The sequence below is a fragment of the Kitasatospora sp. NPDC029367 genome, assembly GCF_055569135.1.
The window spans coordinates 143,485-165,592 of the sequence record NZ_JBVHYH010000004.1 but is presented as its reverse complement, the minus strand read 5'-3'; the positions used below and the strand labels follow the sequence as shown (position 1 = coordinate 165,592).

The window sequence follows — 22,108 nt, the reverse complement described above, 5'->3', positions numbered from 1 at the left end:
CGAGGGGCGGGGTTTCGGCCACGTGTGGCGGGGAAACCCGCCCACCACCCTTTCTTCCCCCCCCCCCCCCTCCGTCCCCCCCCGCTGGGCGGCCGGCGGCGGGGCGGCCGCCGAGGCGGCCGCGCTCCACCTACCGATCCATCCGCCGTTCCCGTCCCCGCCCGCCCCGCGCTCACCACTCTCCACTCAACTCCCGTACGCTGCCTCGCCGTACGCGGATCCAGCCGCTCCGGACGGGCCCCCGTGGCCGATGGCCGGCGCGGTGCCCAGGGGGCCCGATGGATCGCCCTATCCCGACGAGGAGAACGACGACGTGCGTCGCCGTACGTTCCTGGCCGGCGGCACGACCGCGCTGGCCACCGTGATCGGCATCGACCGGCCGGCCGCCGCCGGTTCGGCCGCCCCTGCCGTCACCGCCACCCGCCCGGGCTTCGGCCCGGCACCCGGCCGATCCGCTTTCCCCGGTGCGGAGTTCACCGCGCCCGCACTGCACGGCGCCGATCCGGTGGTGCCCGGGCGCCCCGGGCCGGTGCCGCCGCTGCGCAAGGTCGGCGCCGCCGAGGTGTTCGGCGTCGAACAGGCCGTCCGGGACATCAGACTGGCCGACGACGCCCACGGCGCGGACGCCCTGTACGAACTCGCCGGGCAGTCCCTGCGCACCGCCTACGTCCTGCTCAACGAGGGCGAGTACAGCGCCGAGACCGAGCGCCGGCTCCAGGCCGGGGCCGGTGAACTGGCCATCTCGGTGGGCTGGTTGGCACACGACTCGAACCGGCTGGCGGACGCCCGCTCGTTCTACGCCGAGGCGCTCGCCACCGCCCGGATGGCCGGGGACTCCGCCCTGGAGGCGCACGTCTTCTGCAACAGCGCCTTCCTCGCCCGGGACGCCGGACGCCCGCGCGAGGCGCTGCGCGCCGCGCAGGCCGGGCAGTCCGCCGCCCGGGAACTGGACTCCGCCCGGCTGCTCGCCCTGCTCGCCATGCGCGAGGCCGGCGCCTGGGCCGTGCTGCGGGACCGCGCCAGCTGCGAACGCGCGATCGGCCGGGCCTACGCGCTGTTCGACCGGGGGCCGTCGGAGACCGACCCGGAGTGGATGTCCTTCTTCGGCGAGGCGGAGATCGCCGGGCTGCAGTCGCAGTGCTGGTCCGCCCTGGAGGACTGGGACCGCGCCAGCGAGCAGGCAGCGCTGGCCATAGCGCTGCAGGAGCCGCACTTCGTCCGCAACCGGGTGCTGTACACCGCCGAACTGGCCCACGACCGGCTCGGCCGGGGGGACTTGGCGGGGGCGGCGCACCACGGCTCGGCCGCCGTCGCGCTGTTCGGCGAGGTCCGCTCGGCCCGGATCCGCAGCATGCTGGCGGACACCGCGGGGCGGCTGCGGCAGCACGCCTCGGTCGCCGAGGTCCGCCGCTTCCTGATCGGCTACGACCGGGTCGCGGCGGCCTGAGCGGACCGACGACCGAACCGACGGGTCGTCACCCGGTCGTCACCACAGGCCTCAGTGGCCGGCGTTCAGCCCCTCCAGGTGGGACAGGTCGTTCCATACCTCCACCGCCGGGGCGCCGTACTCCCAGGACAGCACGCACAGCGCCGCCGTACCGAGCTTGAACCGCTGGGCGAACTCGGGCGGCAGGCCCAGCCAGCGGGCGGTCAGGATGCGCAGCAGGTGGCCGTGCGCGAACAGGACGACGTCCCGGTCGGCGCAGTGCATCTCGGTGGTGTCCGGCTCCGGGACGCCGTGCTCCGCGTTGAGTCCGGCCAGGAAGGCGTCCACCCGGGCGGCGACCTCGGAGAGCTTCTCGCCGCCGGGCACGCCGTCGCGCCAGATCAGCCAGCCGGGGTGGTCGGTGGCCCGGATGTCGACACCGGTGCGGCCCTCGTACTGGCCGTAGTCCCACTCGAGCAGTTCGGGGCGGTCGACCGCGCGGTCGCCGAAGCCGGCCAGCGCGCAGGTCTCCTTGGCGCGGCCGAGCGGGCTGGTGTAGACGAGCGCGTCCGGCAGGCCGTTCCAGGGGGCCTTGGCGAGCCGGGCACCGAGCGCCCGGGCCATCGCCCGGCCCTCCTCGGTCAGCGGGATGTCGGTGCGGCCGGTGTGGCGGCCGGTGGCCGACCACTCGGTCTCACCGTGGCGGACCAGCACGATTCGGGCGGGCATGGCAGGCTCCTCGCAACGGGGCGGTCAACGGTCGGTCTCACCCTTGAGCACCGGGCTCCATGATCCCCCACCCGCTCGGCGGCCACGATCGCGGGCCCCGGCCGCCCCGGTCCCTGTCCCTGCCCCGCCCTGGCCCCGGCCCCTGCCCCGGCGCGGCTACGTGCCCCGACCCCGGGCCGGGCCGAGCCGACCCGGTGGTCGCGGCCGGAACGAACCGGAACGGGCCGGAACCGCCCGGTCCGCCCCGCGTTGTCGGACCCGGATGCGACACTGGGCCGCACCATGAACGTCTCGACGAACGTCCCGCTCGGCGGGCCCGCTGAGCCGCTCGCCCTGCGGCTCGCCGAGCTGCGCGGACCGGCTCCTCAGCGCAGTCTGAACGCCCGCTCCCTCGCCGCCCTGGCCGCCAACCCGGGCTGCCACCGCCGCGCCGTCCTGGACGCGGCCGGAGTGGACAAGTCGGCGCTGGCCGCCCGGCTCGGCCGCCCCGCCCCCTTCGGGCAGTCCCCGTTCGCGATCGCCCGCGGCCTGGTCTTCGAGTCCCGGTTGAAGGCGGACGACCACGCCGCCCTGCTGGAGCCGCTCCGCACCCACCTCGGCGTCCCCGCGGACGACCGGACCCCGCTGCTGGTCCCGGACCTGCTGCACCGCTCCGGCCCGGCCGTCCGCGCCGACCGCACGGCCGAGGCACTGGCCCTGGCCGCCGCCGACCCGGACGCCTGGACGCTGCTGGACCACCCGATGCTGAGGCTCGCGGTGGCCGGCAGCACCGCCTACCTGGAACCGGACGCCCTGGTGGTGCACGGCGGTCGGTGCACGGTGGTCGAGATCAAGTCCTTCCCGGTGCTGGACGGCAGCGCGGACCCGGCCAAGGTCGGCGCCGCCGCCCGCCAGGCCGCCGTGTACGTGCTGGCGCTCCAGCACGCCGCCGCCGCGGCCGCCGGGCTGCCGCTCAGCGACGACCCGTACACCGAGCAGCGGCTGCCGGGCAGCCCCCGCACCACCGTGCTGCTGGTCTGCCCGAAGGACTTCGGCAACCGGCCGACCGCGGTCGCCGTCGACGTCCGCCGCGAGCTGGCCACCACCCGCCGCCAGTTGAGCCGGATGACCGGCATCGGCCGGCTGCTGGAGGCACTGCCGCCCGGCACCGACTTCGACCTGGCCACCGACCAGGACGGCGCCCCGGCCCGCAGCACCGAACAGCTGACCGCCTCGGTGGAGGCGGTGCCCGCCGCCTACAGCCCGGACTGCCTCTCCACCTGCGAACTCGGCTTCCACTGCCGCGCCCGGGCCCGCTGCGACGACCGGGTCGAGCAGCTCGGCCGGGGCGTGCGCGGCGAGCTGGGCGCCCTCCGTACGGTCACCGAGGCCCTGGCCGCCGCGGCCGGCACCGCGGGCGCGGACAGCGGGGGCGGCGAGGTCAGCGAGGACAGCGAGGACAGCGACGGCGCGCACGAGGCGGCCCAACGCCTGGCCTACGCCGCCGCCCTGCGCGCGGAAGCGCTGGGTACGAAGACGCTCGGTACGGAAGTCCTCGGTACGGAAGCCCTGGGCGGGACGGCATGAGCCTGCTGACCACCCTCGCCCGGCTGGAGGCCGTCCGCAGCGGGCGGGCCGAGCCGCTGGCCACCGTCCGGCACCGGCACCTGTCGGAGCGCCCGATGGTGGTCGTCCCGCTGACCGCCGCCGGTGAGGCCGGCGCCCCGCTGGCCGTCATGCTGGGCACCGACCGGGACGCGCCCCGGCTGCACCTGGTGCCGCAGCCGCTCAACCGCACGCTCCGCTTCGACTACCTGGCCGCGCTGGCCGCCGACCTGCTGCCCTACCTGGAGTCCTTCGGCACGGACGTCGAACAGATCGAGGGCTCCGAGAAGGACCCGGAGACCGGCGAGAAGACCCAGGTGTTCCGGGAGCTGTGCACGGACGCGCCGCAGCTGATCGTGCCCAACAGCGCGGGCGTGCACCACCTCGCCCTGATCGGCCGCTCCACCCGCTTCCGCCGCACCGCCGAGGACGCCGACCCGGGCCCCCACCCCGCGCCACTGCGGGTGCCGCTGCTCGGCCGCTGGCTGACCCACCTCACCGACCGCGCCCAGGTGCCCGGTTCCAGCCTGCTGCTGCCGATGACCGGCCTGCTCGCCCGGCACTGGGCCACCGGCCAGAGTCACCTGGAGGACCAGCACCTGGCCGCCCGGCTGGCCTGGCACGATCCGCCGCCGGGGCTGACCGGGGCCCGGGCGGCCGAACTGGCCGAGTCCGCCCGCGACGAGCACGGCCAGCTGCTGCACCCGCCGGCCGGTCCGGCCACCGACCCGGCCTTCGACGAGGGGGTGCTGGCCCCGGCGATCGCCCGCTACGACGCAGCCGTCAACGCCCTGCAGCACAGCACCGAGCAGCGCGACGAGGCCGCCGCCGAGCGGGCCCGGGCGGCCGTCCGCGCGGCGGTCGAACAGCTGGAGCGGGCGCTGTCCGCCGTCCTGCTGCCGACCTGGCGGGACGTCTGGCGGGGCCTGGACCTGCTGCGCGCCCTGCCGCCGGCCGGCCACCTGGAGGAGCGCTGGACCGGCGACCGCTGGTCCTACACCGGCCACCGGGACCGTCTGGCGGCCGGCGAGCCCCCGCAGCCCCGGCAGGACGACGCCGTCACCGCGGCCCGCAAGCTCGCCCAGCGCGAGCGCGAGCAGGCCCGGCTGGACGTCCAGGAGGCCCTGGACGACCCGCTGGCGATGGCCGAACACCGGCTCTCCGGCGAGGCGTTCAGCGGGGTGGTGACCGAGGTGGTGCCCGACTACGACACCACCGGCCGCTCCCCCAAGCCGCGCCCGCTGGTCACCCTGCGCACCACCGACCGCCCGCACGCCGACCTCGGCCGGGAGGCGCACCGGGTGCACGGGCCGACGGCGCAGAAGGCGCGGATCGTGGCGGTCGATCCGGCCGAGGGCACCATCACGCTGCGGGTGCTGTCCGGCATGGGCCGCAAGAAGGAGCCGGAGCCGGGCAGCCTGCCCGAGCCCGGCGAACCGGTCACCTTCACCCTTTTCGAGCTGACGGTCCGCCAGTCCGCGCCGCTGCCCGAACCGGACGACACCCCGTGGACCCACGGCGGCCCGCCGGGCGCCGCCCCGGGTGCCGCCACCGCCGCCACCGCTACCGCCGCTGTCGCCGTCGAGGAGTGGGAGTGATGACCGAACCGATCGAGGCGCAGTCCCCGGGGGCGGCCGCCGACGCCGCCGTGGCCCGGATCCTGGCGGCCACCGTCCACCCCGCGGTCGGCGCGCCGCGCGGCGTGGTGGTGGACTCCCCGCCCGGCGCCGGGAAGTCGACCCTGGTGGTACGGGCGGCCCGGGAGCTGGTGGCGGCCGGCGAGCGGCTGATGATCGTCGCCCAGACGAACGGCCAGGTGGACGACCTGGTCGGCCGACTGGCCGAGAAGGCGCCGGAGTTGACGATCGGACGGCTGCACGCGGCGGACTCCCGGCCCGGCCCGGAGGTGCTCGGGCACGCCAATGTCACGCCCTCCGACAAGGTCGCCGACCTGGTCGAGCACGACGTGGTGATCTCCACCGCCGCGAAGTGGCAGTGGGTGCGGGCCGAGGCGCCGTGGCGGCACGCGATCGTCGACGAGGCCTACCAGATGCGCTCGGACGCCCTGTTGGCGGTGGCCCGACTGTTCGAGCGGGCGCTGTTCGTCGGCGACCCGGGCCAGCTGGACCCGTTCACCGTGGTGGGCACCGAGCAGTGGGCGGGCCTGTCCTACGACCCCTCCAGCAGCGCGGTGGTGACGATGCTGGCGCACAACCCGCAGATCGAGCCGCACCGGCTGCCGGTCTCCTGGCGACTGCCGGCCAGCGCGGCGCCGCTGATCTCCCGGGCGTTCTACCCGTACACGCCGTTCCGCTCCGGCACCGGCCCGGACGACCGCGGGCTGACCCCGGCCGTCCGCCCGGACGGCTCGGCGCTGGACGCGGTGATCGACCGGGCGGCCGAGCACGGCTGGGCGCTGCTGGAGCTGCCCGCCCGGCACACCGTGCGGACCGACCCGCAGGCGGTGGCCGCCGTCGCGGCGACCGTGCGGCGGCTGCTGGAGCGCGGGCTGACCGCCCGCTCCGAGCAGGGCGAGACGCCGCTCACCGCGGACCGGATCGCCGTCGGCACGGCGCACCGGGACCAGGCGGCGGCGGTACGGGCGGCCCTGCTCAAGGTGGGTGTCCCGGTGGACGGCACGGCCGGGCCGGCCGTCACGGTGGACACCGCGAACCGGCTGCAGGGCCGGGAGTACGACGTCACCGTGGTGCTGCACCCGCTCTCCGGACGCCCCGACGCGACCGCCTTCCACCTGGAGACCGGCCGGCTCTGCGTGCTCGCCTCCCGGCACCGGCACGCGTGCATCGTGGTCGCCCGGGCCGGGATCGCCGAACTGCTGGACGAACACCCGTCGACCGAGCCGGTCCAACTCGGGGTCCCGGTGGCGTTCCCGGACGGCTGGGAGGCCAACCACCAGGTCCTCCAGCACCTCGGCGGCCACCGGGTCCACCTGAGGTAGCCGGCCGTGGACGGTCAGTCCTCGGTCTCGCAGACCGCGAAGGCCACCACGGACCCGTGCGCGGCCTGGGCGCTCCAGCCGGTGGCGTCGGCGGTCGGCCCGCTGGCGCGCACCGGCCCGTCGGCGTCGGGCTGGAGCCGGTAGCCGCCGCCGGTGAGGTGGGTGCCGCTCGGGCAGGTGGCCGTGGAGGTGCCGCCCGGGCTGCTGGGCGGCCCGGTGACGACCTTGGCCGTCTCCGCCGCGGCGGCGGGGGCGGCCGGGACGAGGAGGGCGGCGGCCAGCAGGAGGCCGGTGGACAGTGCGCGCATGGTGGTGCTCCCGGTTCGATGGGCGGTTCTCGGTTCGGTTCTCAGCGGACGGTTCCCGGTCCGGTGGGCGGCCGCCGTATCCGGTACAACCGGTTCGCATGCGACCTGGAAGCGCGGCGCCCGGGTCACCGCCCCGGCGCGCGCCCCGGGAATAGCGCCTGCACGCGCACCGTTCCGCTACCGGCCGCCGCCGCGAGACAATGGACGACGGCCACGATCGGGCGGCGCGGCCCGGAGCAGCCCGCCGCCCTCCCTCACCGAGACCCCGGAGGTGTCCGTCCATGCCCGACTCCCCCGCCGAGACGCCCGAGCCCACCAGGCGCCTGCGCCCCGCGCAGCTCCTGTTCGAGCCGCAGGCCACCGAACCGGAGCCGGAACGATTCTTCGATTTGGAGTCGATCGACGACCCCGCCGAACTGCTGCGCCGCTCCACCGAGCTGGCCCTGGCCTTCCGGGCCGCCGCCGACCGGGCCACCGACTTCCAGGCCGTCGCCGCCGCACAGCTGGCCGACCCGCGCCGGTTCGACGCGCTGTCGGACACCGAGGTCGCCGAGCGGGCGGACTGGACCCCGGACTACGCCGCCAAGATGATCGAGTACGGCCGCGGTCTGCTCCAGCCGCGCCGCCACGAGGACTGACTCCCGCCTCCGAACCGGCCGCTGGCATATGCCAGCGGCGGAGGGTACGCGATCGCCCGTCGCCCTGTCCGGCGAACGGCGCTTTCCACCACACCGGGGGCGCGAACGGCGCAGGCTGCTGGGCGTGGACATCTGGACGCACCAGTCGGTGGAGTACGTCACCGTGGCCGGGGAGGCCTGGCTGGCCTCCGCCAGCGAGTACCCGCGCAGCATGCGCGCCCTCTGGGAGGCCCGCCCGTGGGCGCCCTCCGTACTGCCCTGCGGGCGGGCCTTCGACGTGATCAGCATGCCGTCGCTGTTCGGCCGCCGGGTGCTGGACGAGCTGTGGGCCTCCGGCCCCGGCTGCGGCCCGGTCGCGGCCTGTCGCGGGCGCACCCTGCTGTTCGTCCGGCCCGGCGCGGCGCCCCGGCTGCGCCGGCTGCTGGCCTGGGAGGAGTGGGCCCGGGACGTGCCGCCGCTGCTGTGCCACGGCAAGGGCGACGCGGTGACCGTCCCGTCGCTGCAGCGGATGGTGCACGGCCCGGACTCCCCCGGCCGGGGCACCGGCCGCTGGATCGTCGCCCCGGAGGAGCGGGAGCCCTGGCTGCCCGGGGCCTCGGTGGTGCTGTGGGCCTGTGTGCGGGCGGCGCGCGAGCCCGGCCCCGGCGTCCCGGCCGAGCCGGTCCTGGTGACCCGGGGGTGAACGGAGGGCGGCCGGTATTCGATTTTGGCTCGGCCGCCGGCCGCTGCTACAGTTTTCTCTGTCAGCAGGCGCCGCTAGCTCAGTTGGTTAGAGCAGCTGACTCTTAATCAGCGGGTCCGGGGTTCGAGTCCCTGGCGGCGCACAGACAGCCGGAAGGCCCCTTGCGAAAGCAGGGGGCCTTCCGGCGTTTCCGCACCGCGAACCTCGCGAACCTCGCGGACCTGGCAAACCTCGCGAGCCTCGCGAGCCCGAACGGGCAGCGCCGGGCCGCCCGCCGGAGCGGACGGCCCGGTCCCGGGCTCAGCGGCCGCGCAGCGCGCGGTAGCGGGCGACCAGCGCGGCGGTGGAGCTGTCCAGCTGCACGTCGCCCTCACCGGTGAGCAGCACCGGCTCGATCCGCTTGGCGAGCACCTTGCCCAGCTCGACGCCCCACTGGTCGAAGGAGTCGATGTTCCAGATCGCGCCCTGGACGAACACCTTGTGCTCGTACAGCGCGACCAGCTGGCCGAGCACCGACGGGGTCAGCTCGGCGGCCAGGATGGTGGTGGTCGGGTGGTTGCCCTTGAAGGTCTTGTGCGGGACGAGCTCGGCCGGCACGCCCTCGGCGGCGACCTCCTCCGGGGTCTTGCCGAAGGCCAGCGCCTGGGTCTGGGCGAAGAAGTTGGCCAGCAGCAGGTCGTGCTGGGCGACCAGGCGGTCGGGCAGGTCGGCGACCGGGCGGGCGAAGCCGATGAAGTCGGCCGGGATCACCTTGGTGCCCTGGTGCAGCAGCTGGTAGTACGCGTGCTGGCCGTTGGTGCCGGGGGTGCCCCAGACCACCGGGCCGGTCTGCCAGCCGACCGGGGTGCCGTCGCGGGTCACCGACTTGCCGTTGGACTCCATGTCCAGCTGCTGGAGGTAGGCGGTGAACTTGGACAGGTAGTGCGAGTACGGCAGCACCGCGTGCGCCTGGGCGTCGAAGAACGAGCCGTACCAGACGCCCAGCAGGCCGAGCAGCAGCGGGACGTTCTGCTCCGGCGGGGCGGTGCGGAAGTGCTCGTCGACCAGGTGGAAGCCGTCCAGCATCTCGCGGAAGGCGTCCGGGCCGATGGCGATCATCAGCGAGAGGCCGATCGCCGAGTCGTAGGAGTAGCGGCCGCCGACCCAGTCCCAGAACTCGAACATGTTGGCGGTGTCGATGCCGAAGTCCTGCACGCCCTGGGCGTTGGTGGACAGCGCGACGAAGTGCTTGGCCACCGCCTCGGTGCCGGCGCCCAGGCCGTCGAGCAGCCAGGCGCGGGCGGAGATCGCGTTGGTGATGGTCTCGATGGTGGTGAAGGTCTTCGAGGCCACGATGAACAGGGTCTCGGCCGGGTCGAGGTCCCGGACCGCCTCGTGCAGGTCGGCGCCGTCCACGTTGGAGACGAAGCGGACCGCCAGGTCGCGCTTGCCGAAGGAGCGCAGCACCTCGTAGGCCATCGCCGGGCCGAGGTCGGAGCCGCCGATGCCGATGTTGACCACGGTGCGGATGGGCTTGCCGGTGTGGCCCTTCCACTCGCCGCTGCGGACCCGGTCGGCGAAGGCGGCCATCTTGTCCAGGACGGCGTGCACGGCGGGGACGACGTTCACGCCGTCCACCTCGACGACGGCGCCGCGCGGGGCGCGCAGCGCGGTGTGCAGGACGGCCCGCTGCTCGGTGATGTTGATCTTCTCGCCGCGGAACATGGCGTCCCGCAGCTCGGCCACACCGGTGGCGGCGGCGAGTTCGCGCAGCAGCTCCAGCGTCTCGTCGGTGACCAGGTGCTTGGCGTAGTCCACGTACAGGTCGCCGACCTGGAGCGTGTGGGTGCGGCCGCGCTCGGGGTCGGCGGCGAACAGCTCGCGCAGGTGGGTCTCGCCCAGCTCGGCCCGGTGCTTGGCCAGGGCGGCCCACTGCGGGGTGCGGTCGAGCGGGGTGCGGGCGTCGGCGCGGGTCTCCGACATCGGTGGGTCCTCGATTCATCTGGGTGCAGAAACCGGCAGGGCCAGGCGTGGGGCCGGTCGTCGTCGAGCGGCTTCGCGAGGTCGTTGCGGTACGGGTGGTGCGCCGACTCCGTTGACGGCCTGCCCGGGTTCAGCCTATGCAACTCCGGAGGGGGTGGCGCACATTCCGGCCGGTCGGAGGCCGTGCCGCCGACCGGCCGGACTGCCCGTCACTTCCGTTGCACCCGCCCCTCGCGCCCCGTTCACTTCCGCTCGGAGCGCAGGTCCAGTCCGCGCAGCACGTGGTCCACCAGCTCCGGGTCGGCGCCGAGCTCGCTGCGGGCGACCAGCATCTCGCGGCGGGAGGCGGCGATCATCTCCTGCTCGACCTCGGCGGCGGCCCGCCACTGGGCGATCCGCTGCTTAGCCTCGGCGGCCTCCTCCTCGGCGTAGTTCTCCGGGCAGAGCCGGGCCAGCCGGTCGTGCTGACGGTCCCGCAGCCGGTCGGCGACCTCGGCCGGCAGCCGGTCCTGCTCCTCCAGTTCACCGAGCCGCGCCAGCCCGGCCTTGGCGGCGCGCCACCACAGCTGACGCACGGCCTGTTCGTGCGCGTCCTGGTCGATGTCCAGGTGCAGGCGCTTGGCCAGCCAGGGCAGGGTCAGGCCCTGCACCAGCAGGGTGAACAGCACCACGCTGAACGCGATGAACACCAGCCGGCCGCGCTCCGGGAAGTCGGCGCCGGAGTGCAGGGTGAGCGGGATGGCCAGGGCCAGGGCGACGGTGGCCACCCCGCGCATGCCGGACCACCAGAGCACCACGCTCTCCCGCCAGCTGAACGGGGTGTCCTCCTCGTCGCCCTTGCGCAGCCTCCTCGACAGCCAGCCGGCCGGCAGCAGCCAGAGCAGCCGGACCGCCACCACGACCGCGATGACCACGGCGGCGTCGCCGAGGAAGCCGGTCCAGCCGCGGCCCGCCTCCTCCAGCACGGTGGCCAGCTCCAGGCCGATCAGCCCGAAGGCGACGCCGGTGATCAGGATCTCGACCACCTCCCAGAAGGCGTTGCCGACCAGCCGGTAGGAGACGGCGTCCGCGTCGGAGGCCCGCTCGGCGAGGTAGAGCGCGCAGACCACGACGGCGAGCACGCCGGAGCCGTGGATCTCCTCGGCGAGGGTGTAGGCGGCGAAGGGCACCAGCAGGTTGAGCGCGACCTGCTGGGTCGGGTCGTCCAGGCGCTCGGCGAGCTTGGCGTTCACCCAGCCCAGCACTACACCGACGACCACCGCGAGCACGGCGGACAGCACGAAGCGCAGCACGGCGTGGCCGACCGAGAAGTCGCCGCTGACCACGGCCTCGATGGCGAGCGAGTAGATGACGATCGCGGTGACGTCGTTGAACAGGCCCTCGCTCTCCAGGATCGCCACCAGCCGGCGGGGCAGGCCGATGCTGCCGGCCACCGCGACGGCGGCCACCGGGTCGGGCGGGGAGACCAGCGCGCCGACCGCGATCGCGGCGGCGAGCGGCAGCGCGGGCAGCAGCCAGTGCACCGTGCCGGCCACCGCGATCGTGGTGACCACCACCAGGGCGACGGCCAGCAGCAGGATCGAGCGGGCGTTGGCCTTGAAGTAGCGGACGCTGGAGCGCCGGGCGACGGCGAAGATCAGCGGCGGCAGGACCAGCGGGAGGATCAGCTCGGGCTCGATCTTGACGTCCGGGATCTGCGGGACGATCGCCATGACGATGCCGAGCAGGGTCATCAGTACCGGCTGCGGCACGCCCGTCCGCCGGGCGAGGGGCATGGTCACCACGGAGGCGAGCAGCACCAGGAAGAACAGGGGCAGCTGACCCACGGGGAGGTTCCTCTCGACGGCGGACGGCTGAGCGCCGCCCAGGATAAATCTGACAATGCGCCCATTCGCGGGGACACGCCGAACGGACGCTTGACCTCAAGCGCACTTCACGTCCGAGGATCGGGGCGTTCGAGCAGCGGACCGGCGAGCGCCGGCCAGCGGCGGCGAGAGTCCGCGAGAGTCGGCGAGGATCAGCGAGATCCGGCGAGAGGAGCACCCCATGAAGGCGGTCACCGTACCGAGGTCCGGCGGTCCCGAGGTCCTGCGGGTCACCGACGTGGCGGACCCGGAACCCGGCCCGGGAGAGGTCCGGGTGCGGGTGTACGCCGCCGCGGTCCAGCCGGTGGACCTCGCGATCCGGGAGGGCTTCCGACCGCCGGGGCTGGTGGCCGAGGAGCCGTTCGTCCTGGGCAACGAGTTCGCCGGGGTGGTGGACCGGCTCGGGCCGGGCGCCGGGAACTGGCGGGTCGGCGACGAGGTGCTGGGCTTCCGGGTGCTGGGCTGCCAGGCCGAGCTGGTCACGGTGGACGCCGGCCAGCTGGTGGCCAAGCCCGCCGGGATGCCCTGGGAGCAGGCCGGTGCGCTCTCCGCCTCCGGCCAGACCGCCCACGTGGCGCTCGACCTGCTCGGGGTCGGCCCCGGGGACACCCTGCTGGTGCACGGCGCCTCCGGCGGGGTCGGCACCGTCGCCGTCCAGCTGGCCCGCTCCCTGGGCGCCACCGTGATCGGCACCGCGAGCGAGCGCAACCACGACTACCTGCGCGGACTGGGCGCGATCCCGGTCGCGTACGGCGAGGGGCTGGTCGAGCGGGTCCGGGCGGTCGCGCCGCAGGGGGTGGACGCGGCCTTCGACGCGGCCGGGCGGGGCGCGCTGGCCGCCTCCGTCGAGCTGGTCGCCGACCGGGACCGGATCGGCACCGTGGTCGACTACCCGGAGGCCGAGCGGCTGGGCGTCCGGGGGCTGCGGGGGCCGCGCACCGCCGAGCGGCTGGCCGAGCTGGTCCGGCTGTGGGAGGCGGGCGGGCTGCGGCTGGAGATCGCCGAGACGCTGCCGCTGGAGAAGGCCGCCGAGGCGCACCGGCTGGTCGCCACCGGGCACGTCCGCGGCAAGGTGGTGCTGACCGCCTGAGGCCCTCCGGGCCGATTGTGTGTTTCGGCCGCTGACCAGGTAATGTTCTCCACGTCAGCAGGCGCCGCTAGCTCAGTTGGTTAGAGCAGCTGACTCTTAATCAGCGGGTCCGGGGTTCGAGTCCCTGGCGGCGCACAGACAGCCGAGAGGCCCCTTGCGAGAGCAAGGGGCCTCTCGGCGTTCCGGCGTACCCCCCTCACCCCACGCCCCACGCCGCCGCGCCCGGTGGCAGGAAAGGTGGGGAACCGGTCATTGCTGCCGTCACGGGCCGGTGACAGGCTGACCGCATGAGAGCGCGCAGCGTGGTCGTCGTCCTCTACGACGACGTGCAGAGCCTGGACGTGCGCCGCGCGGGGTCCGCGCCCGGCGGGCGCGGACCCCGTGGCTGGTCAGCGGCTGGTCAGCGGCCGAAGTAGGCGTCGAAGTTCTTGGAGAACTCCCGGCCGCCGAACTGGTCCCAGTTGACCGACCAGGTCATCAGCCCGGCCAGCTTCGGCTGGGCGCCCGAACGCGGCACGTACGTCCCGCAGTTGGCCAGCTTGGTGAGGCAGTCCAGGGCCTTGTCCACCTCGGCCGGGGCGACGTAACCGTTGCCCGCGTTGGTGGTGGCCGGCATGCCGATGGCGACCTTCGAGGCGGGCAGCGGCGGGAAGACGTTGTTGGCGTTGCCCGCCACCGGGAAGCCGTTGAGCAGCAGGTCGGTCATCGCGACGTGGAAGTCGGCGCCGCCCATCGAGTGGTACTGGTTGTCCAGGCCCATGACGGAGCCGGAGTTGTAGTCCTGGACGTGCAGCAGGGTGAGGTCGTCGCGCAGCGCGTGGATCACCGGCAGGTACGCCCCGGCGCGCGGGTCCTGACCGCCCCAGGGGCCGGATCCGTAGTACTGGTAGCCGAGTTGGACGAAGAAGGTCTCCGGCGCCATGGTCAGCACGAAGCCCGGGCCGTACTTGGCCTTGAGGGTCTTGAGCGCCGAGATCAGGTTGACGATGACCGCGCTCTTCGGGTTCTTGAAGTCGGTGTCGCCGGTGTCGAGGGAGAGCGAGTGGCCCTCGAAGTCGATGTCCAGTCCGTCCAGGCCCCACTTGTCGATGATGGCCGAGACCGAGCTGACGAAGGTGTCCCGGGCGGCGGTGGTGGTCAGCTGGACCTGGCCGTTCTGGCCGCCGATCGAGATCAGCACCTTCTTGCCCTGGGCGCGCTTGGCGGCGATGGCGGCCTTGAAGTCGGCGTCGGACTCGACGGTGGGGCAGTCGGTGGCCGAGCAGCGGTTGAAGCGGATGTCGCCGGAGGTCGGGGAGGTGGGCTCGCCGAAGGAGAGGTCGATGATGTCCCAGGAGTTGGGGACGTCGGCCATCCGGGTGTAGCCCGCGCCGTTGGCGAAGCTGGCGTGCAGGTAGCCGACCAGGGTGTGGTTGCCGGCGGGGGTTCCGGTCGGAGTACCTGTCGGGGTGCCGGTGGGCGTGCCGGTCGGGGTTCCCGTCGGGGTCCCGGTCGGCGTGGACGTGGGCGTCGGGGTCGGCGTGGGTGTGGGTGTCGGCGTCGGGGTCGGCGTCGGGCTGGGGGCGCCCGGGCCGTCCAGCGAGACGTCGTCCGCGTAGTAGGTGCCCTGCCCGTACCAGCCGTGGGTGTACACGGTGGCGGTGGTCTGGTTGGCGCCGGTGGTGAAGCCGAGGCTGAGCTTCTGGTAGGCGCCGCCGGTGCCGGGCGTCCAGGTGCTGGGGCCGCCGCCGTCGACGCCCAGGTAGACGTAGGAGCCGTTGACCCAGGCGCTGAGCGTGTAGCTGGTATTGGGGGCGACGGCGACGGTCTGGGAGCACTGGGCGGTGTCGCCCGCGGTGGCCGCGGCGGCGAGCGCGTGGCTGCCGCCGTGCACCGGGCCGGTGACGACGCTGCCGGAGCCGCCGGTGCAGCTCCAGGGGCCGAGCGAGCCGGATTCGAAGCCGCCGTTGACCAGGAACTCGCCGGCCGAGGCGGCGGGCGCCAGGCCGAGCGTGACGCCGACCAGGGTGGCCGCGGCGAGGGCGGCGGCGGTGCCGGCGGCGAGGCCGTTTCTCAGGGTTCTGCGCATGCGGGTGCTCCTGCGGTGGCGCGGTCGTGGGGGACGTCCGAGGGCACGCCGGAGCACGCGCCAGTGGGGGGAACGGCCCGGCCTGGCACCCAAGTTGGACTAGACCACTGAAGTGGATCCGGCCGTGCGCTGTCAATGGTCCAGACCGGTGCGGGAGGGCCGTCTCCGGTTGCCGGGGGTGACACCCCGTCGAAGGATGGAGGAGTGACCCCGCCCGGCTACCTCCGCCACCCCCACCTGCACGGCGGCCTGCTCACCTTCACCGCCGAGGACGACATCTGGATCGCCCCGCTGGAGCCCGGGGCCGCCGCCACCGGCCGGGCCTGGCGGGTCGGCTGCGACCGCACCCGGGTCAGCCACCCCCGCTTCTCCCCCGACGGCACCACCCTCGCCTGGACCAGCTGGCTCGGCCTGACCCCCGAGGTGTGGACCGCCCCGGTCGAGGGCGGCGAGAGCCGCCGGCTCAGTTACTGGGGCAGCCAGGACACCCGGGTGCGCGGCTGGCTGCCGAACGGCGAGGTACTGGCCGTCACCTCCTTCCACGAGCCCTTCGGCCACTACACCTGGGCGCACGCCCTGCCGCCCGACGGCTCCCCCGGCCGCCGGATGCCCTGGGGCCCGGTCGGCGACGCCCAGGTCAGCCGGGACCGGACCGTCCTGCTCACCGGCGCCGCCCCGCACGAGCCCGCCGCCTGGAAGCGCTACCGCGGCGGCGCGATCGGCCGGCTCTGGGTGGACGGCGAGCTGATCCTGCCCGAGCACACCGGACACCTCGCCTCCCCCATGCCGGTCGGCGAGCGGATCGCCTTCCTCTCCGACCACGAGGGCATCGGCAACCTCTACTCCTGCCGCCCCGACGGCACCGACCTGCGCCGGCACACCGACCACGCCTCCTACTACGCCCGCGAGGCCGCCACCGACGGCACCCGGATCGTCTACCAGCACGCCGGAGACCTCTGGCTGCTGGACGGCCTGGACGCCCCCGCCCCGCACCGGCTGCATGTGCCGCTCGGCGGCGCCCGGGCCGGCCGCCGCCCGTACCAGGTCAGTGCGGCCTCCCAGGTCAAGGACCTCGCCTGCGACCGGACCGGCCGGGCCGGGGTGATCACCGTGCGCGGCAGCCAGTACTGGCTCACCGCCAAGGACGGCCCGGCCCGCGTCCTCGCCGACACCCCCGGGGTGCGCACCCGGCTGCCGGTGGTGCTCGGGCACACCGGCGAGGCGGCCTGGGTCACCGACGCCGAGGGCGCCGACGCGATCGAGGTGATGCCGCTGCCGGGCCACCAGGAGACGACGGCCCACCGCCACCGGGTGCTCGCCGCCGGCCGGCTCGGAAGGGTCCTGGAGCTCACCGCCGCCCCCGACGGCTCCCGGCTCGCCGCCACCAGCTCGGACGGCCGGCTGCTGCTGGTCTCCGCCGAGGACGGCGCGGTGCGCGAGCTGGCCGCCTCCGAGGACGGGCCGGTCGCCGGCGCCCGGTTCTCCCCCGACTCGCACTGGATCGCCTGGTCCCAGCCGGCCGCCGGGCGCTCGCTGCGCCGGATCCGGCTCACCCGCACCGACGCGCCCGCCCCGACCACCGACGTCACCGACGGCCGGTTCGAGGACGAGCAGCCGGTGTTCACCCGGGACGGCCGCTACCTGGCCTTCCTGTCCTGGCGCGGCTTCGACCCCGTCCACGACGTGCACACCGGCGACCTCTCCTTCCCGGTCGGCTGCCGCCCGTACCTCGTCCCGCTCACCGCCGACACCCCCTCCCCGTTCGCCGCGCCCGCCGAGGAGGCCGCCCCGCGCGGGGACGGCGACGGCGACGGCACCGTCCGGGTCGACCCGGCGGGCATCGGCGAGCGGCTGCTCCAGTTCCCGGTGATCGCCTCCAAGTACTCGGCCACCGACGCGGTGCGCGGCGGCCTGGTCTGGCTGCGCTGGCCGATCTCCGGCACCCTCGGGCAGACCTTCGCCAACCCCGACGACACCTCCGGCCGCCCCTCCCTGGAGCACTTCGACCTGGCCCGGGGCACCCGCACCACCCTGGTCGACAAGCTGGACGGCTACGCCGTCTCCGGGGACGGCGGCTCGATCGCGGTCTACTCGGCCGGGACGCTGCGGGTGATCCCGGTGGCCGCCCCCTCCGCCGGGACCAGCGTCGACCTGCGCCGGATCACCCACACCGTGCACCCCGCCGCCGAGTGGCGCCAGGCCTACCACGAGGCGGCCCGGATCGTCCGGGACCAGTTCTGGGACGAGCGGATGTCCGGCCTGGACTGGCCCGCCCTCGTCGCCCAGTACGAGCCGCTGCTGGACCGCGTCTGCTCACCCGACGACTTCGCCGACCTGCTGCGCGAGCTCCTCGGCGAGCTCGGCACCTCGCACGCCTACGTCACCCCCTCCCGGCGCGCCGAGGGCCCCGGCCTCGCCCAGCAGCCGCTCGGCCTGCTCGCCGCCAACGCCCACCGCGCCCCCGACGGCCGCTGGCTGGTCGACCGGGTGCTGCCCGGCGAGTCCTCCGACCCGCGCGCCCGCGCCCCGCTGGCCGCCCAGGGCGTCCGGGACGGCGACGAACTGCTGGAGGTCGGCGGCCGCCCGGTGGACCCGGTGCGCGGCCCGCTGCCCCTGCTGGCCGGCACCGGCGGCACCACCGTCGAACTCGCCCTGCGCAGCGGCCCGGACGGCCCGGTGCGGCGGATCACCGTCACCCCGCTGACCGACGAACGGGCCGTCCGCTACCAGGACTGGGTGGCCAAACGCCGTTCCCTGGTACGGGAGTTCAGCGACGGCCGGTGCGGCTACCTGCACATCCCGGACCTCGGCGGCTCCGGCTGGGCGCAGTTCAACCGGGACCTGCGGCGCGAACTGGACAAACCCGCGCTGGTCCTCGACGTGCGGGGCAACGCCGGCGGCAACGTCTCCGAACTCGTCCTGGAGAAGCTCACCCGGCACGTCCTCGCCTGGGATTTCAGCCGCGGCCGCCGGCCCGTCCGCTGGCCCCGGCACGCCCTGCGCGGCCCGCTGGTCGCGCTCGCGGACGAGGCCACCAGCTCGGACGGGGACGTGATCATCGCGGCGATCAAGCTGCTCGGCCTCGGGCCGGTGATCGGCAACCGGACCTGGGGCGGGGTGGTCGGGATGACCGGGCGGCACACCCTGGGCGACGGCACCCAGATCTCGGTGCCGAAGAACGCCTCCTGGTTCAGCGGCGGGCTCGGCTGGTCGGTGGAGAACCGGGGCGTCGAGCCGGACGTGCACGTGCTGCGCACCCCGCGGGACTGGGCGCGGGGGCGCCACCCGGAGCTGGTCACCGCCGTCCAACTGGCCCTGGAGCTGCTGGAGGACGCCCCGGCGGCGGCGCCCCCGCCGGAGTCCACGCCCCGGCCGGACCTGCGGCGCCCGCCGCTACCGCCGCGCGAGCGCTGACGGCGGTCCGGGCGGCGGACGGCGGTCCCAGCAGCGAACGGCGGTCCCGGCGGCGGACCTCAGTCCCAGGGATCGCCCTCGGCCGTCATGTTCTCGGCGGCCCGCCGGTCGGCCTCCTCCTGGGCGGCCGTCCGCTCCTGCGTCTGCCGGGCCCGTTCGACGTCGTCGCTGTACGCGTCGGCGGCCTCGTCGTGGGCGAGCGCGGCCCGCTCGGCGGCCTCCTGGCCGGTGGCCTCGTGCGTCCTGTGGAAGATCCTGTCGAGAATGCCCATGACTCCTCCTCCGAACGGATTACCGGGCTGTCCCCCACTCTCACACCGGGAGTCGGCGGTCGCACGTTGAGCCTTTGGTCCCGGCCCGACGCGCCCAAGGGCCGTAGCCGGGCGGTTCCGGACGGGCGGAGGGTGGCGGTGTGAGGAACTCGACCGAGGAACTGCACGACGGACCGCGCCGCCGGGTCGGCGCCCTGGCCGCGCTGGACGGCCGGCTGCCCGGCACCCACGACCTGCTGCTGATGCAGTGCCCGGGCTCGCTGCGCCCGCCGGCCGGCGGCGAGCTGCCGGACTGGGCCCGGACGGTGCTGCGGGCGCACCCGTGGGTCACCGTCGGCCGGGCGCCCTCGCCGGTCGGCGCCCCGGTGGACGTCCCTCGTGCGCGGCGCTGCCCCCGGGACCGGCCGGCCGCCCCCGAGCACTGGATCCCGGTCACCGTGCGCGGCCCGCGCCCCGGGCAGCGGCTGGACGCCCTGGCGCTCTGGGCGGCGGTGGCCCGGACGCTGCGGCCCGAGCAGCTGGTCGGCCGGCAGGAGCTGCTGGCCCCCGGGCGGGTCGCCGGGCTCCCCGCGCTGGCCCTGCTGCCGGAGGTCGGCCGGCTGGTCGCGGACCACCGGCTGGCCTGGGGCCCGATCGGCGCGGTCGGCTACGAACTGGGCACCGGGGTCCCGGTGGTCGGCCCGCTCAGCCCGCTGCGGCTGGTGCTGCGGACCCCGCACCCGGTCAGCCGGCGGGACGCGCTGCACCTGCGGCGGGCGCTGAGCAAGCTGCCGGTGCCGGTGCAGGCCGAGCTGGAGACCCGCTACGGCGCGGTGCAGCTCGCCGAGTACGCGGCCGGGCCGCTCACCGTCACCCTGCTGACGCCGTACGGGCCCCGGGAGGTCCACGATCCGTGGTTCCCCCGGGGCCCGTACGTGTGAACCGGGACGGTCAGCCGCTGACGCTGGGCGCGCCCGTCTCCAGGTGGCCGGTGAACCGCTGCGACCAGCTGCTGTCCGCGTCCACCGTGACGGTGAAGTCGTACCAGCCGTTGCTGTAGGCGACCGCGTTGAAGAAGTCGCTGACGCTGCCGCCGGCCGGGACCTGGTACGTCCAGGGCCCGTCCGTGCGGTAGTTGGTGGAGGTGATGGTGAAGGTCATCGGGGCGCTGCCGGTGTTGGCCAGCTTGAAGTAGACGGCGAGCTTGCCGCTGCCCGGCTCGACCGCGTACGAGGCGGTGACGGCCGCGTTCTTGCCCGCCTTGGTGGCGTCGCCCTTGAAGCGGCGCAGGAAGCGGTTGGGGCCGACCACGGTGAGGTCGTACGGGCCGCCGCCGAAGTTGGTGCCGCAGTTGAAGAAGTCGCTGGTGCTGCCGCCCGGGGCGACGGTGTACTGCCAGGGCCCGCCGCTGCGGTAGGCGTTGGCGTAGGCCGCGAAGTGCGCGGACTTCACCGCCGCGGTGCCCGTGTTCGCCATCGCGATCCAGACCTTCATCACCCCGCCCGAGCCGAACTCCAGGTGGTCCAGGTTGGCGTTGGGCTGGTACGGCAGGGCGCGGGCCGGGCGGGTGCCGGGCTCCTGGGCGGGCAGCGCGTTGTCGGCGGGCGAGGGGTTGGGCAGCGGGCCGCAGGTGGCCAGGCCGATGGTCTGCGAGGTGTCGGGCAGCGCGGGCATGCCGTACACCGGGTTGGCGAAGTCGAAGACCGAGGTGAGGTCGCCGCAGACCTGGCGGCGCCAGGCGCTGATGTTGGGGCTGGTGGCGGGCGTGCCGAGGGCGGCGGTCCACACCTCCAGGAAGCGCAGCACCGAGGTGTGGTCGAAGGTCTCGGAGTTGACCCAGCCGCCGCGGGTCCACGGGGAGACGGCGATCAGCGGGACCCGGAAGCCGAGGCCGATGTTGGTGGAGTTGTAGAACTCCCCCGGGGTGCCCGCGGGAGCGGCCGGCGGCGGGACGTGGTCGAAGAAGCCGTCGTTCTCGTCGTAGTTGATCAGCAGGACGGTGGAGTTGAAGACGTTGGGGTCCGCGTTCAGGGCGTCCATCACCAGGTGGACGAAGTGCGCGCCGTCCTCGGGCGTGGCGTAGGGGTGCTCGGAGGACTGCTGGTCGGCGACGATCCAGGAGACCCGCGGCAGGGTGCCGTTCAGCACGTCGGCGCGGATCGCGGCGGCGATGTCGTCCGGGGTCCGGCCGGTGACCTTGGGCACCGAGCCCATGCCCTTGACGGCCAGCGGGCTGCCGGCCGCGGCGCCGGTGAACTGGCTGAAGTAGGCGAGGGCGTTGTCGCCGAAGTTGTCGGCCGCGTTCTGGTAGACCTTCCAGCTGACGCCGGCGGCCTCCAGCGCCTCGGCGTAGGTCTGCCAGCGCAGGTTGGACTCGGAGCCGCCGTCGTAGGCGGGGCCGCCGGCGGTGCCGGCCGGGTCGATCGTGCCGCTCCAGTGGTAGGTGCGGTTGGGGCCGGTCGCGCTCAGCACCGAGCAGTGGTAGGCGTCGCAGATGGTCCAGTTGTCGGCCAGCGCGTAGTGGAACGGGATGTCGCCGCGCTGCAGGTGGCCGAGGGTGCGGACGGTGCCCTTGGCGGACACCCAGGAGTCCATCTTGCCGCCGTTCCAGGCCTTGTGCTGGTCGGACCAGGCGTGCGAGAGGTCGCCGTTGCACTGCGCCTGGGTCTCCGGGGAGCCGCTGGCGCCCGAGGGGTTGAAGGCCCACGGGTACTGGCGGGCGAACAGCCCGTTCGGCTGGTTGAAGACGCTGTAGCCGCCGGAGATCTGGATGGCGGCCCGGTCGGCGAAGCCGCGGACGCCCTTGAGGGTGCCGAAGTAGTGGTCGAAGCTGCGGTTCTCCTGCATCAGGATCACCACGTGCTGCACGTCGGTGATGGTGCCGGTGGTGCTGAGCGTGGTGCTGGAGGCGGCCGCGGCGTCCTCGGCTCCGGCGCCGGCGCCGGCCACCGCGAGGCCGGCCGCGGCGGCGCCGGACAGCGTGACGAACTTTCTACGACTCAACTCGGCCATCAGTCCGGTCCGTCCCTTCACTGGCGATGTTGTGTACACAACTCGGGGCCTTCGATCGCGGAGCAGTCTCCACCGCCACCGGAGCGGGCCACCAGATGCGCGCAGCAGGTTTGTCGGACT

Annotated in this window: 16 protein-coding genes and 2 tRNA genes; 11 read left to right on the top strand and 7 right to left on the bottom strand. The window is 74.7% G+C overall.

Annotation, left to right across the window (positions count from 1 at the left end):
- Window positions 1-313: 313 nt before the first annotated feature.
- The gene (locus ACZ4W5_RS04780) at window positions 314-1,447 is read left to right on the top strand and encodes a tetratricopeptide repeat protein (protein ID WP_360240848.1); all 1,134 of its coding nucleotides are present in this window, start codon (window positions 314-316) and stop codon (window positions 1,445-1,447) included.
- A 51-nt stretch (window positions 1,448-1,498) separates the two neighbouring features.
- Here ACZ4W5_RS04780 and ACZ4W5_RS04775 read toward each other — a convergent pair whose 3' ends face one another.
- Window positions 1,499-2,155, bottom strand: coding sequence for a histidine phosphatase family protein (locus tag ACZ4W5_RS04775; protein ID WP_360240845.1), 657 nt, complete (start codon window positions 2,153-2,155; stop codon window positions 1,499-1,501).
- Between the two features lie 282 nt (window positions 2,156-2,437).
- Between ACZ4W5_RS04775 and ACZ4W5_RS04770 the strand changes: the two genes are divergently transcribed.
- From ACZ4W5_RS04770 to ACZ4W5_RS04760, 3 genes are read left to right on the top strand one after another with little or no spacing between them, the layout of a single operon-like run.
- Window positions 2,438-3,721 (top strand): hypothetical protein, encoded by a 1,284-nt coding sequence (locus ACZ4W5_RS04770; RefSeq protein WP_465652831.1) that lies wholly within the window; start codon window positions 2,438-2,440, stop codon window positions 3,719-3,721.
- On the top strand, window positions 3,718-5,337 hold the full coding sequence (locus tag ACZ4W5_RS04765; RefSeq protein WP_465652829.1) for a hypothetical protein: 1,620 nt from the start codon (window positions 3,718-3,720) through the stop codon (window positions 5,335-5,337). The genes ACZ4W5_RS04770 and ACZ4W5_RS04765 overlap by 4 nt, the downstream gene beginning before the upstream one ends.
- Entirely contained in the window at window positions 5,337-6,698 is a 1,362-nt protein-coding gene (locus tag ACZ4W5_RS04760; RefSeq protein ID WP_465652827.1) for an AAA family ATPase, read from the top strand. The genes ACZ4W5_RS04765 and ACZ4W5_RS04760 overlap by 1 nt, the downstream gene beginning before the upstream one ends.
- 14 nt (window positions 6,699-6,712) lie before the next feature.
- Here the strand turns inward: ACZ4W5_RS04760 and ACZ4W5_RS04755 are convergent, their stop codons facing one another.
- A complete protein-coding gene (locus ACZ4W5_RS04755) occupies window positions 6,713-7,006 on the bottom strand; it encodes a hypothetical protein (RefSeq protein ID WP_360240833.1) in 294 nt (97 codons plus the stop codon).
- 281 nt (window positions 7,007-7,287) lie between these two features.
- Between ACZ4W5_RS04755 and ACZ4W5_RS04750 the strand changes: the two genes are divergently transcribed.
- The 3 genes from ACZ4W5_RS04750 to ACZ4W5_RS04740 all read left to right on the top strand — a co-directional run bounded on the left by ACZ4W5_RS04750 (window position 7,288) and on the right by ACZ4W5_RS04740 (window position 8,468).
- Window positions 7,288-7,644, top strand: a complete 357-nt coding sequence (locus ACZ4W5_RS04750; protein ID WP_360240830.1) for a hypothetical protein — start codon at window positions 7,288-7,290, stop codon at window positions 7,642-7,644.
- Between the two features lie 28 nt (window positions 7,645-7,672).
- Window positions 7,673-8,326: a bifunctional DNA primase/polymerase gene (locus ACZ4W5_RS04745; protein WP_465652824.1), complete on the top strand. Its 654-nt coding sequence runs from the start codon at window positions 7,673-7,675 to the stop codon at window positions 8,324-8,326.
- 68 nt (window positions 8,327-8,394) lie between these two features.
- A tRNA-Lys gene (locus tag ACZ4W5_RS04740) sits at window positions 8,395-8,468 on the top strand.
- Window positions 8,469-8,626: 158 nt separating this feature from the next.
- On the opposite strand, the gene pgi is transcribed toward ACZ4W5_RS04740, so the two are convergent.
- Both pgi and ACZ4W5_RS04730 read right to left on the bottom strand, forming a co-directional pair.
- Window positions 8,627-10,288 (bottom strand): glucose-6-phosphate isomerase, encoded by a 1,662-nt coding sequence (gene pgi, locus ACZ4W5_RS04735; protein WP_465652822.1) that lies wholly within the window; start codon window positions 10,286-10,288, stop codon window positions 8,627-8,629.
- A gap of 242 nt (window positions 10,289-10,530) precedes the next feature.
- Window positions 10,531-12,114: a Na+/H+ antiporter gene (locus tag ACZ4W5_RS04730; protein WP_360240821.1), complete on the bottom strand. Its 1,584-nt coding sequence runs from the start codon at window positions 12,112-12,114 to the stop codon at window positions 10,531-10,533.
- A 220-nt stretch (window positions 12,115-12,334) separates the two neighbouring features.
- Here ACZ4W5_RS04730 and ACZ4W5_RS04725 point away from each other — a divergent pair, with 220 nt between their 5' ends.
- Together ACZ4W5_RS04725 and ACZ4W5_RS04720 are read left to right on the top strand one after the other, a co-directional pair.
- Window positions 12,335-13,243 carry an NADP-dependent oxidoreductase gene (locus tag ACZ4W5_RS04725; RefSeq protein ID WP_465652820.1) on the top strand — a complete coding sequence of 303 codons (909 nt, stop codon included), beginning with the start codon at window positions 12,335-12,337 and terminating at the stop codon, window positions 13,241-13,243.
- Between the two features lie 61 nt (window positions 13,244-13,304).
- Window positions 13,305-13,378 (top strand) — tRNA-Lys (locus ACZ4W5_RS04720).
- 265 nt (window positions 13,379-13,643) lie between these two features.
- Here ACZ4W5_RS04720 and ACZ4W5_RS04715 read toward each other — a convergent pair.
- Window positions 13,644-15,311 (bottom strand): chitinase, encoded by a 1,668-nt coding sequence (locus ACZ4W5_RS04715; RefSeq protein WP_465652818.1) that lies wholly within the window; start codon window positions 15,309-15,311, stop codon window positions 13,644-13,646.
- Between the two features lie 204 nt (window positions 15,312-15,515).
- On the opposite strand from ACZ4W5_RS04715, the gene ACZ4W5_RS04710 reads away from it, so the two are divergent.
- Window positions 15,516-18,725 (top strand): S41 family peptidase, encoded by a 3,210-nt coding sequence (locus tag ACZ4W5_RS04710; RefSeq protein WP_465652816.1) that lies wholly within the window; start codon window positions 15,516-15,518, stop codon window positions 18,723-18,725.
- 59 nt (window positions 18,726-18,784) lie between these two features.
- Here ACZ4W5_RS04710 and ACZ4W5_RS04705 read toward each other — a convergent pair whose 3' ends face one another.
- Entirely contained in the window at window positions 18,785-18,997 is a 213-nt protein-coding gene (locus tag ACZ4W5_RS04705) for a hypothetical protein (RefSeq protein ID WP_402485807.1), read from the bottom strand.
- A gap of 140 nt (window positions 18,998-19,137) precedes the next feature.
- On the opposite strand from ACZ4W5_RS04705, the gene ACZ4W5_RS04700 reads away from it, so the two are divergent.
- Complete coding sequence (locus ACZ4W5_RS04700) at window positions 19,138-19,917, top strand: phosphoribosyl-dephospho-CoA transferase MdcG domain-containing protein (protein ID WP_465652813.1); 780 nt, start codon at window positions 19,138-19,140, stop codon at window positions 19,915-19,917.
- A gap of 10 nt (window positions 19,918-19,927) precedes the next feature.
- Here the strand turns inward: ACZ4W5_RS04700 and ACZ4W5_RS04695 are convergent, their stop codons facing one another.
- Window positions 19,928-21,988, bottom strand: a complete 2,061-nt coding sequence (locus ACZ4W5_RS04695; protein ID WP_465652811.1) for a phosphocholine-specific phospholipase C — start codon at window positions 21,986-21,988, stop codon at window positions 19,928-19,930.
- Window positions 21,989-22,108: the final 120 nt, after the last annotated feature.

Bases quoted from the DNA above. Each gene is read 5' to 3' on its own strand.
- ACZ4W5_RS04705 (WP_402485807.1), bottom strand. From the start codon at position 18,997: ATGGGCATTCTCGACAGGATCTTCCACAGGACGCACGAGGCCACCGGC.
- ACZ4W5_RS04715 (WP_465652818.1), bottom strand. From the start codon at position 15,311: ATGCGCAGAACCCTGAGAAACGGCCTCGCCGCCGGCACCGCCGCCGCC.
- ACZ4W5_RS04775 (WP_360240845.1), bottom strand. From the start codon at position 2,155: ATGCCCGCCCGAATCGTGCTGGTCCGCCACGGTGAGACCGAGTGGTCG.
- ACZ4W5_RS04765 (WP_465652829.1), top strand. From the start codon at position 3,718: ATGAGCCTGCTGACCACCCTCGCCCGGCTGGAGGCCGTCCGCAGCGGG.
- ACZ4W5_RS04725 (WP_465652820.1), top strand. From the start codon at position 12,335: ATGAAGGCGGTCACCGTACCGAGGTCCGGCGGTCCCGAGGTCCTGCGG.
- ACZ4W5_RS04750 (WP_360240830.1), top strand. From the start codon at position 7,288: ATGCCCGACTCCCCCGCCGAGACGCCCGAGCCCACCAGGCGCCTGCGC.
- ACZ4W5_RS04760 (WP_465652827.1), top strand. From the start codon at position 5,337: ATGACCGAACCGATCGAGGCGCAGTCCCCGGGGGCGGCCGCCGACGCC.
- pgi (WP_465652822.1), bottom strand. From the start codon at position 10,288: ATGTCGGAGACCCGCGCCGACGCCCGCACCCCGCTCGACCGCACCCCG.
- ACZ4W5_RS04695 (WP_465652811.1), bottom strand. From the start codon at position 21,988: ATGGCCGAGTTGAGTCGTAGAAAGTTCGTCACGCTGTCCGGCGCCGCC.
- ACZ4W5_RS04770 (WP_465652831.1), top strand. From the start codon at position 2,438: ATGAACGTCTCGACGAACGTCCCGCTCGGCGGGCCCGCTGAGCCGCTC.
- ACZ4W5_RS04745 (WP_465652824.1), top strand. From the start codon at position 7,673: ATGCCAGCGGCGGAGGGTACGCGATCGCCCGTCGCCCTGTCCGGCGAA.
- ACZ4W5_RS04755 (WP_360240833.1), bottom strand. From the start codon at position 7,006: ATGCGCGCACTGTCCACCGGCCTCCTGCTGGCCGCCGCCCTCCTCGTC.